General features: G+C 40.2%; 11 protein-coding genes, 1 pseudogene and 1 riboswitch. Of the genes and pseudogenes, 4 read left to right on the plus strand and 8 right to left on the minus strand.

Annotated elements, in window-relative coordinates:
- A pseudogene (locus tag A3GS_RS12400) lies at nt 1-322 on the plus strand (transposase); the annotation flags it as partial.
- Nucleotides 323-527: 205 nt separating this feature from the next.
- Here A3GS_RS12400 and A3GS_RS0107825 read toward each other — a convergent pair.
- From A3GS_RS0107825 to A3GS_RS0107860, 8 genes are all read right to left on the minus strand, one after another.
- Nucleotides 528-914 carry a hypothetical protein gene (locus tag A3GS_RS0107825; protein WP_018364870.1) on the minus strand — a complete coding sequence of 129 codons (387 nt, stop codon included), beginning with the start codon at nt 912-914 and terminating at the stop codon, nt 528-530.
- 553 nt (nt 915-1,467) lie between these two features.
- Complete coding sequence (locus A3GS_RS0107830; protein WP_018364871.1) at nt 1,468-2,982, minus strand: zinc ABC transporter substrate-binding protein AdcA; 1,515 nt, start codon at nt 2,980-2,982, stop codon at nt 1,468-1,470.
- Between the two features lie 394 nt (nt 2,983-3,376).
- Nucleotides 3,377-4,774 (minus strand): C69 family dipeptidase, encoded by a 1,398-nt coding sequence (locus A3GS_RS0107835; protein WP_018364872.1) that lies wholly within the window; start codon nt 4,772-4,774, stop codon nt 3,377-3,379.
- 13 nt (nt 4,775-4,787) lie between these two features.
- Nucleotides 4,788-5,699: a DNA-binding protein WhiA gene (gene whiA, locus A3GS_RS0107840; RefSeq protein ID WP_018364873.1), complete on the minus strand. Its 912-nt coding sequence runs from the start codon at nt 5,697-5,699 to the stop codon at nt 4,788-4,790.
- Nucleotides 5,696-6,670: a YvcK family protein gene (locus A3GS_RS0107845; RefSeq protein WP_018364874.1), complete on the minus strand. Its 975-nt coding sequence runs from the start codon at nt 6,668-6,670 to the stop codon at nt 5,696-5,698. Before A3GS_RS0107845 ends, whiA begins: the two co-directional genes overlap by 4 nt.
- Nucleotides 6,667-7,557, minus strand: coding sequence for an RNase adapter RapZ (rapZ, locus tag A3GS_RS0107850; protein ID WP_018364875.1), 891 nt, complete (start codon nt 7,555-7,557; stop codon nt 6,667-6,669). Before rapZ ends, A3GS_RS0107845 begins: the two co-directional genes overlap by 4 nt.
- Before the next feature lie 4 nt (nt 7,558-7,561).
- Complete coding sequence (locus A3GS_RS0107855; protein WP_018364876.1) at nt 7,562-8,326, minus strand: DUF1003 domain-containing protein; 765 nt, start codon at nt 8,324-8,326, stop codon at nt 7,562-7,564.
- Nucleotides 8,327-8,406: 80 nt separating this feature from the next.
- A complete protein-coding gene (locus A3GS_RS0107860) occupies nt 8,407-8,787 on the minus strand; it encodes a RidA family protein (RefSeq protein WP_018364877.1) in 381 nt (126 codons plus the stop codon).
- A gap of 196 nt (nt 8,788-8,983) precedes the next feature.
- Nucleotides 8,984-9,028, plus strand: a riboswitch (PreQ1 riboswitch).
- A gap of 161 nt (nt 9,029-9,189) precedes the next feature.
- Between A3GS_RS0107860 and A3GS_RS0107865 the strand changes: the two genes are divergently transcribed.
- The 3 genes from A3GS_RS0107865 to A3GS_RS0107875 form a co-directional block, all read left to right on the plus strand.
- A complete protein-coding gene (locus A3GS_RS0107865) occupies nt 9,190-10,173 on the plus strand; it encodes a nucleoside hydrolase (protein ID WP_018364878.1) in 984 nt (327 codons plus the stop codon).
- 4 nt (nt 10,174-10,177) lie between these two features.
- Nucleotides 10,178-10,729 (plus strand): ECF transporter S component, encoded by a 552-nt coding sequence (locus tag A3GS_RS0107870; protein WP_018364879.1) that lies wholly within the window; start codon nt 10,178-10,180, stop codon nt 10,727-10,729.
- A gap of 137 nt (nt 10,730-10,866) precedes the next feature.
- The coding region (locus A3GS_RS0107875; protein ID WP_018364880.1) for a transposase at nt 10,867-11,052 on the plus strand (186 nt) is incomplete at its 3' end.

An 11,052-nucleotide genomic window follows, 5' to 3' on the forward strand; every position in this document is an offset into this window, starting at 1 on the left:
AGTCTGCCAATCAAATCAATGCCTTTATCGGTATTGACCTGAGACACTATGAATCCGGTAACTTCCTCGCTAAGAAGCACATTACCAAGCGTGGGAATCCTTATGCTAGAAAAATTTTGTTCAAGTGCATTCACAATATCGCTTCAGCTAGCCACACCAAGCCGTGCCATTCGCAGACTTTTATGAGAAACGAAAAAGGCAATCGCAAACGACTTCAACCAAGCCACATACGATTGCCTTCATACATCGTCTTATCAGAACAATATATTACCTCATAATGCATAACAACCTTTACGATTATGCGTCTACCAAAAATCAGTAAAATTGTTTATGCCATATCATTGTAACACCTTATTTCAAAAATCACAAAATAAGGTGTTGGTTTTGTATACATTTTTTATGTAAATCTTTAGTGTAGAGTAAGCTCATTTCCTTATTTTGATGACTGTATGAAAATTATTTTTTCGCTAAAACCTTGATAGGCTTGACAAATGGTAGAAAAATGTCCCACACAGGAAACGGTTTAGTTATGCCCTGCTCTTTCTATGCTTATTTTCAATTATCCAACCTATGAACCAGCCAAGTACCAAAAGATAATTTTCCGCTGCCCCAATGCCATTAATCAAAGAATGGCGAGCCATAAAATAGACTAAATGATTGGTTCCGATACAAATACCACCAACACTCAATGCCAAGAGCACGACTTGCAAATAGAACCAATCGTACTTAATATTAACCGCAACTAAAATAATCAGCACCGCCATGTCCCAGAAAGCAATTTCTCTTTGCCAACCGTAAGCCACTCCATAACCCGAATGACTTCCCATATAGTCTGGAAAGAATAATTGTAATACCGTTGCGCCAAGCATTGCTAGAATCACCAAAGCAAACATTAGTCTTAAAAATTTATTCATGTCTGTCTCCTTCATGTCTCCATTCTTCAGATAAGATCATTAACACCCTCTTAATCACTTCCGATTTTTCGGTAGAAATAATGGGTAGACTGCTCCTGTTCAAATAAACCACAATATATAATCAACCTCATTCAGTATCTACTCCAAGATGCCTTCCTTTCTCTTAAAATGATGGTAAACAGCTCCTCTAGACAAATCCGTCACATTCACAGACAGCTTTGTCTGCTAATAACCACTCTCAATAAATAGTTTTAGCGCTACTCGCTTTATTTTCATTTGGGTTTGAAGCAACTTGTCTTAATGAATGAAGATTTTATTTTTGATGCCAAAATGGTCTTGACATAACTTTTGTCACTTACTGCATAAGCTTTATTTCCCACCTCAAAGAATCTTTTTAATTCTTTAAATTATTATAGCGCTATTTCTGGTTTTTGTTTAGTATTAGTCAGCATTACGTTTTCGTTTTATCACAATTCTACTTTATTCGTCACTATAAAAATAAACAAAAACAAGACCACATAGGATCTTGTTTTGTCCTGTTATGATAGTGTGATTAATGAGCAACGATTTCTTGGGCAATTTCCTTGCCTGTCAAGTTTGCTGGGTAGTAAGTTGGCCAATTGTCCATTTCTTCCAAGATCTCATCTTGGCTGCTATCCCCCCAGAAAAGGTGGAAATGTTCAGCCTTTTGACTCTTGATGCCATGATCGCTGAATTGAATGTATTTGAACTGACCTGCATCTTTATCATCTGTTTCAAAAAGATAACGTACACCACGGTTGCCTTTCTTATAAGTCAAAATCTTGTGACCAACGTATTTGTATTTAAAAGTATGTTCCACACCATTTTGTACAAAAGTGATGGTATTCTTCTTACCGTCAATATTAATTTTTTCAACATCAGTCTTATAACCTGTTGTGTAGTAGGCTTTGTACTCAGCTGCAGACATATCTTTGTTGGCTTTTGCCTTGTAATCCCAAACACTGTCTAATGTACCATCTTGCAAGTATGGGTAAACGGATTGCCATTCGCCTGTCCAATCGCTGAGTTTGCGGTCAGTCACATCTCTGGTTTTGAAATAACCCTTGTTGACTGTTTTGGTCGTGTCTTTTTCAGCCCGAATTTCCTTACCAGCTACGTCAGTTGTTAACTTAAGTGCTTTGAGATTCTTGCGCATGACTGAGAAATAATCTTTTCCAGCCTTAATTTGCTTGTTGGTCAAGCTTTCAAGCGGATTGAGAACCTCAGTCTTGACTCCAGCTTCATTGGCCAAGGTTTTGGCTACTTTACTTGAAGCATTTTCTTCAAAGTAGATATATTTAACCTTATATTTTTTAACGTATTCTGACAGCTGAGCCAGGCGTTTTGCTGAAGGTTCTGCTTCTGCTGAAATACCTGTGATTGGAATTTGATTAAGTCCATAGTCAAGAGCTAAGTAACCAAAGGCTGCGTGTTGAGTAACGAAGCTCTTTTGCTTAACATTTGACAGACCATCAGTGTATTCATTATCAAGTTTCTTCAGTTTTTCAATGTAGGCTGCTGCATTTGACTTGAAAGTATCAGCCTTGTCAGGATAAGCAGTAACAAATCCGTCACGGATATTTTCAACCACTGTGATAGCGCGCTTAGGTGACAACCAAACATGTGGATCGTAATCATGATGATGACTTTCGTGACCGTGTTCGTGATCCCCTTCTTCAGCCACTCCTGCTGAAAGCAGCATATCCCCAGTACCCTTGACGATAGTCAACTTGTCTGTCTTAATAGATTTTTTGACACTAGGAACCCAGGTTTCCATGCTATTGTCCATGTAAACAAAAGCATCCGCATTCTGAATGGTTGCGATATTCTTAGTAGATGGCTCAAAATCATGAGGTTCAGTTCCAGCCTTGATGAGCATGGAAATATCTGCCTGATCACCTAAGACACCCTTGGTAAATTCATAAACAGGATAAAAGGTAGTAACGACCTTCATCTTGCTATCTGCGAGGACTTGTTTGACTTGTAACATTTGCCAAGCAAACAAAAGGCTAACTAAACTAATCATTAAAAGAATTTTCTTTTTCATGACATCTCCTTTGTTAACTAGTTATTTTACTGGTTAAGTATATCATATCTATTTTATTTTGCAAGTCTTTTGGCAAAAAAATTTAAAAAGCTTAGCTTTGCTATTTTCAAAAACTCCCTAATCACCGTCAAGATGAAACTTGGCGCAGTCACAATAGGGAGGGAAAATGCCAAGTAGAATAACAGCTGTCCTTCAAGGCTTGCAAGGTAGGTCAAAAAGTCTACTAACACTTGTAATATCTTCTGCTGATTCCAACCTGTCACAACTCATTATTTGGCTAATCACATGGTTTTGACCTTCCTGACATGTCATTTTAGTTGAAACCCTCGGAAAGTCAATAGTTTATCATCAAAAAAAATCAACCCTTGTCAGGATTGAGCTTGACATAGCATTATTAGTCGCTGACCGAGAAGTGATTGGTCATGAGGTTGCTAGCATCAAAGAGAACCTTGTTGAGAAGAGCCTGAGTTTGATCTTGTAGGTAGTCACTCATGGCTTGGTTTTGGGCTACTAAGTTGACAGGTCGGCCATCTGCTAATGCTTGGTCAACCTTACCAATCATGGCATGACCTTGCGCCATAGTGCGTTCAACATAAGATTCGATATCAGCCTCATGTGATGCATAATGGCTGTCTGCAATGGCTGCGATCAGACGATTTGCCCAGTAGAAACTGTCTGTTGAGACATTTTCAGTTGTATTGGCCAGATAATCTGGTGTACTAGAGACTTGCGTGAAGAAGGGTACCATTGTCCCAAAAGGCATGGATCCATAGGCTAGCCACTGGATACCTGTCGTCTCGTGAGCACAGTCTGGACGGAGCTGCAAAAGCGCTGTCTGACTGGTGCGGTTAATTCCAATAGTACGGAAAGTACGTTGGCTGGTGTGGTCGCCCTCTGGTCCATAAGGGTCGTATACCGTGTCTTGATAGTGATTACTGAGGACATACTTAACGTCTTCGACCGTGATTTTGCGGTAAGGTTTTTGGCACCAAGGGATAAAAAAGCTGCGCGGGTCTTGCTTGATTTCAGGATTGAGGAAACGTTGGATAGCCCAAGCACGCGGCGTATTATAATGACGATCCTTATCCTTCTGACTGCCAAAAGCATAACGTGGATTGAAATGTTCATTGGAATAAGTCAAGTCCAAATTATACTTGGCAATGAATTCCTTCAAATTGCTAGAACACATGTAGTCATCAGGATTATTAAATTCAAAATGATCAATGCCCAGCTGATTAGGATTGGTCACATAAGCATCATCTGGCACACGTCTGGCAATCCAGTGGTGACCACCAATAGTTTCCAGCCACCAAATCTCATCAACATCCGAGAAAGCAATCCCGTTTGATTCATAAGTACCGTATTCCTCCAAGATAGCTCCTAAACGTTCTACACCTTCACGCGCAGAGTGAATGTAAGGCAACACCAATGTCAGCATGTCTTCCTCACCTATACCTGATGGGACTAGCGGATCAGCTCCCAAGACACGGCTATTGGTAGTAATCGTTTCTGTTTCACTCATGGCAACGTTAACAGCATTGATACCAGCTTCACCCCAAATTCCCTCATTATCCAGAGCATTGGGAACAGAGGTATAGCGCATGGGATTAGCTGGCAAGTCCATCTCAAAACTAGACAGAACTGATTTATAATGACGTGGTTGATCCTCAGGATTAACTACCTTAAACTGCTTCGGACAAAAGTCTCCACTCTGCGAATCTTCTGTTCGAGCAATCATAGTCGAACCGTCGTAAGAAGCTTTTTTTCCGACGAGAATAGTCGTGCAACTCATGTTATATCTCCTTTTATAATTCTTCTGCGATTTTATTGATTTTTCTGAGGCGGTGGTTGACGCCGCTCTTGGTTAGTGGTGTGTCTAAGCTGTTCGCGATTTGTTGGATTGAGTAGTCTGGATGAGCAATTCTAACTTGAGCAATCTGCTGCAATTCCAGAGGCAAGGTCTCCAGGCCAACCGTATCCATGATTTTGATGATATTGTTGATGGTCTTCATGCTAGCTGTGATAGTCTTGGTAATGTTAGCTGTTTCCACATTGTTAGCGCGGTTGAGGTCATTACGTGTCTCACGCATGATTTTGATTTCTTCAAACTCTTCCTTGCAGTCCATTGCACCGATGACAATGAGGAAATCCATGATATCCTCAGCCTTTTGCAGGTAGGTCACCACACCATTCTTGTGCTCAATAATCTTAGCATCCAGCATGAATTTTCGCATGAGATTGGCCAAATCTTCGGCATGGTCTTGATAGACGGAAAAAATCTCCAGCTGATATTTGCCTGACTCGGGATCACGGATGGTTCCCGTAGCTAAGAAAGCACCGCGCAAATACGCTCGGCCAGCTTCATCATCATTTAGTACTCCTTCTTCAATTCCTGTCTCAATACCAAAGAAAGAATCCGCCAGCTTGAGGTCTGACAAAATTTCTTCCACATTATCTGCTACAAATACCGTGTAAACACGGTTCTTACGTAAATTAGTTTTCTGATGGTATTTGATTTCAGGGGCAACCTGATAAAGTGTCTCTAGAAGCTCGTAGATATGACGGGCTATCTTGGCATTCTCACTAGTGATGGACAAATTCAATCCCTGACCAGTTAAACTTAGACTGCCCGACATCTTGATAATAGCCGACAACTCCCGCTTATCAGCTTGATCTAGCTGAAGCAATTCTTCCTTGACTTTAATCGTGAAACTCATAGTCGTTTCCCTACTAAATTCATCAACTCTGCAACGACTAGGTCGCCATGGTGAAAAGCGCCGCCATTTTCTAAACGAAGGAAATTAGAGGAAATAACCCGCTTGGCCTGCTTGGTTAGACCTTCAAAGTCATGTTCAACTTGCACCAAGTATTCATCAAAAGCATTGTTGGCCATATATTCCTCAGGTACCTCTTCAATATTCACCAAGACTGTGTCAATAACGTCCTGTCCCAAATGACGATTGAGCACCGCTACATGGTCAGCATCCGTAAAATGCTCCGTTTCACCTAGCTGGGTCATGATGTTGCAGACATAGGCCACCTGAGCAGGCGTCTCAAGCAAAGCCTGCTTAATTTCTGGAATAACCAGATTTGGCAAAATAGAGGTAAAGAGAGAACCCGGTCCTAAGACAATCATATCGCTATTCATAATAGCATCGACCACCTTACGGCTAGCCTTGGGCGTCTCATCATTATAGGTGTTGGTCACATAAACATGATCAATCATGCCTTTGTAATCTGCGATGTGACTCTCCCCCGCTACTTCATGCCCATCTTGAAAGACAGCATGTAAAGTCAGAGGAGTTTCACTGGCTGGATAAATCTTCCCTGTTACATGGAAAAATTTAGTCAGAAGCTGCATGGCATTGTAAGTTGATCCCTGCATCTCCGCAATACCTGAAATAACTAGATTTCCTAATGGATGCCCTGCTAGTGCGCCATCACCTTCAGCAAAGCGGTACTGGAAGACCTTTTCATAAAATTTGGGCATGTCGCTCATGGCTACTAGCACATTGCGCAGATCACCTGGTGGCGTTAGCTGCATGGCATTGCGTATTTGACCTGAAGAGCCACCATCATCTGCTACAGTAACGATAGCTGTAATATCAACATTTTCTGAGCGGAGGCTATTTAAAATCACAGGAATCCCTGTTCCCCCACCGATAACTGTAATCTTTGGTTTTTTCATGAGCGATTTACCGTTTCCTTGCGACGATCTTTATCACGATGGCTCTCATTGACAGGCCAATTTTCCTTTAAATCTTCCGCCAAGCGATGGGCAAAGGCTACGCTTCGATGCTGACCTCCTGTACAGCCCACAGCGATGGTCAGAACAGCCTTACCTTCTTTCTGGTAGCCTGGCAAAATAGGTTCAATCAAATCCAACAAGTGCTTGTAAAATTCTGCTGATTCTTGGTGCTCCATGACATAGTCATAGACCCCTTGATCCAATCCTGTCAGATTGCGTAGTTCAGGCTTGTAGTAGGGGTTAGGTAGGAAGCGAACATCAAAAACCAAGTCCGCATCCAAAGGCAAACCATATTTAAAACCAAAACTGAGCACCTCAATGCGGAAAGAATTATGGTCATTTGAACTTGAAAACTGTTCAGAAATCGTTTTTCTCAACTGACGAGGCGTTAATTCTGTCGTGTCAACCACATTTTGACTGAGATTTTTCAGCGGTGCCAATAATTCACGTTCCAATTTAATCCCATCAAGCACACGACCGTCAGCTGCCAAAGGGTGACTACGACGCGTTTCCTTATAACGTGAGACTAATTCTGTATCCGTCGCATCCAAAAAAAGAATTTTGAAATTAATCTTTTCATTACTTTCGAGTTTATCTAAGACAGAATTAACTTCATTGAAAAAGAGACGACTGCGCATATCAACCACTAAAGCAACCTTATCATTATCCCCTGATTGTTGAATCAGGTCCAGAAATTTAGGCACGAGGGCTGGCGGCATATTATCAATTGTAAAATAGCCCAAATCTTCAAATGATTGAATAGCGACTGTTTTGCCTGCTCCACTCATCCCAGTGACAATGACTAAATTAATCTTAGCATCTGACATTTTATTATCCTTTCCCATTATGCAAATTATTCAAATGATTTTGCAAGTTTTGATTCATCTTTTGAACTTCATCTAGTTGTTCAGTGATGGACACCAGCATCTCAGTCTGTAACTTCTGAATTTCCAGTAAGTCTGACTGGTCTTGTTGCACCAAGTGATCAATCTTAGCATGAAGAAGACTGACTCCCTGCTCTGACTTTTTATTGACCATGTAATCATTCTTGGCCTGCAAGCGATCGTAGTCTGAAGCACGGTTCTGGCTCATCATAATAAGCGGTGCCTGAATGGCAGCTAAGGTTGACAAGGCAAGATTTAGCAAAATAAACGGATAGGCATCAAAAACCAAACCAAATGGCTTGATGACATTGAAAGCCATCCAGATAGCCATAAAAATGATAAAAGAAATGATGAAGGTCCAAGAGCCACCGAAACGAGCTACGTAGTCCGCAATCTTCTGACCAAAGGTAATTTTGCTGTCCAACTCTTCTTGAATATCAAGAGGGCCAATATCTTGATTTTTCGTGACATCATAAATAGTTTCCCTGATGTATTCATTCTTCTTATTAGCATTTTCAATCATCTTGTTAAGATAAAGCAAGCGATAGGAAGCCAAATTTTTATTGCTAATAAAGGCCTGCTCATTCAGGTCCGCATGCTCTTTAAGCACCAAGCTCCTCAATCGCCTGTCCAATTCAAAGAGAAAAACCCCTTCGGTCGCTGGATAAGTCTCTTTGTCAATAGCATCAATTACTAATTTTTCTTCTGCCATGCTTCGCCTTCTTTCTAGATTTCATTATAACATAAATAAAACCCGCCGAGGCAGGTTTTAAGTTATCTCATAAGTATTTCCTAGTTGATATAGGCAATGACTTCAACTTCAATTTTGACATCTTTAGGCAGACGTGCTACCTCTACTGCTGAACGAGCTGGAAAATCGCATTTGAAAGCTTTGGCATAAACTTCGTTGAAAGGAACGAAATCATTGATATCACTTAAAAAGCAAGTTGCCTTCACCACATGGTCAAAATCTGTGCCAGCTTCTTCTAAAATAGCTCCCACGTTTTTCAAAACTTGTTGCGTTTGTTCTTGAATGGTTTCGCCAACAATCTCACCTGTTTCTGGTGACAAGGGAACTTGCCCAGAAGCAAAAAGAAAATTACCGACTACTTTTCCTTGAACATAAGGACCGATAGCCGCAGGGGCTTTATCTGTATGAATTGTCTTAGTCATCACAATACTCCTTCATTTTATTGTTGCTATTAGTATAGCAGAATTTTCAGAAAATTGAAACATAAAATTTATAGCCTTTCCAAAATCCAATTGTTAAAAATAGAAAAATTTCTCTGCAAGCTCACTATTTTCTAAAAAATATGGACAAGATGAGAGGGGCATATTATAATATAACTTGTGCATAATTGAGCTCTAGCTCAGACTGGTTCGAAAACTTCCCAGAATAAAAAACTAAGTAACTCAATAACGGCCTTCAAAACTGATAACTTGTGCTATTGCTCTCAAGTAACTCTGTTCTGAAGAAGCCATGCTTAATGTAAAAAGATGAACAGTTGCGGAGTTTTGATTTGCAAAGAAGATCAGGCTCCGTTTTCTTTTTATTATTACTAGAAAGGAGGAAAAATGACGCCAAAACAAAAAATTATTATTGATTGTGATCCTGGTATAGATGACAGCTTAGCTCTTATCTATGCCATCAAGCATCCTAAACTACAAGTGGTTGCTATAACAGTTACTGCTGGAAATAGTCCTGTTGAATTAGGTGTTAAAAATACCTTTACTGTCTTGGAATTACTCAACCGATTGGATATTCCTGTCTACCAAGGAGCTAGTCACCCACTAAGTAGAGAGTTTGTATCTGCTCAGGATACTCACGGAATGGATGGACTAGGTGAAAATAACTTTCAACTCAAGTCTGACTACGCTGTACAAGAAATATCTGCTCAGCAATTCTTAGCCAATTATTTTGAAAAGAAAAGACAAACTTCCATCATAGCTTTAGGACCATTGACCAATATTGCTCAGGCTCTTGATCTTAACCCAAGTTTAGGAAAAAACTGTTACCGTTTCATATCGATGGGTGGCTCTTACAAATCACACGGTAATTGCTCACCAGTTGCGGAATATAATTATTGGTGTGACCCACATGCAGCACAGCTTGTTTTTGACAAATTGGGTAAAAAAGTAGAAATGGTAGGACTTGATGTTACTCGCAGCATCGTCTTGAAACCTAACCATCTAGAGTACATGAGGCGAATTGATGAAGAAATGACTGATTTCATCAGAAAAATCACTCGCTTCTACTTTGACTTTCACTGGAAGTATGAGCACATTATTGGATGTGTTATCAATGATCCCCTAGCAGTTGCTTATTTTGTTGATAGCAGCATCTGTACTGGCTTTGATAGTTATACCGATGTTGTTACCCAAGGTATTGCTATGGGACAAACGGTCGTTGACCATTATGATTTTTATAACAAAAAAGCAAACAGCCACATTTTAACCCAAGTCGAAACTAACTTATTCTGGATCGATTTTCTAACCGTCATTCTAAATGCACAAAAAAGTCTCATCTCTGATGACCTTAATTTTTTAAAGTTAGGATAAACACATGAAAAAATCACCTGCACGCCTTATCACCTTCATGGCAATCGCTATCGCTATCAACTATATTGGAGCAAATCTCGCGCTTCTACTTCATTTACCACTCTACCTAGACACCATTGGAACCTTGCTTGTGGCTGTGGTTCTTGGCCCATGGTTTGGCGCTGGAACAGCCCTTATCAGCGCGTTATTGAGCTGGATGACTACGGATATCTTCTCGCTCTACTTTTCACCTGTCGCTATCATCGTTGCAGTTATTGCTGGCTTTTTAGTTAAGAAAAATAGTACAACTCTTAGTCTCATATGGAAAAGTTTGCTTGTTTCTCTTCCAGGAACAGTCGTTTCATCTAGCATTACTGTCATCCTTTTTCATGGTATCACCTCAAGTGGATCTAGTATTTTAGCGCAATTCCTACATGGTTTAGGACTTGACATGACAGCCAGTCTTATTTTAGTTCAAGCGGGTACAGACTATCTCGATCGTTTGATCAGCCTTTTTATTGTGATCACCATTGTCAAATCATTAAAGAAGTACGCACCAAATCTTATAACAGCATAGCTAATAAAAAAAGAGAATCAGATGATTCTCTCAGAATGAAGACAAAGTCGTTAGAATTTTATTTCTAACGGCTTTTTCATGTGTAAAGTAATATAATAGAGATAGGAATCCAGTTAATAAACAGAGGGAGAGTCGCTATGTTACACAAAGAAAACCCAGCCTACAAACGCGGTCAATTTGGTTTCTACAGTTTAGATGACCTTGTTCCTCAAGATCATCTCCTTCGTCAAATAGAGGAAGCTATTGACTTCTCCTTTATCTATGACTTAGTCGCAGATAGCTATAGCGATGAAACAGGGCGTCCTAGTCTTGACCCTGTTCTG

Source organism: Streptococcus caballi DSM 19004 (genome assembly GCF_000379985.1).
Lineage (GTDB): Bacteria > Bacillota > Bacilli > Lactobacillales > Streptococcaceae > Streptococcus > Streptococcus caballi.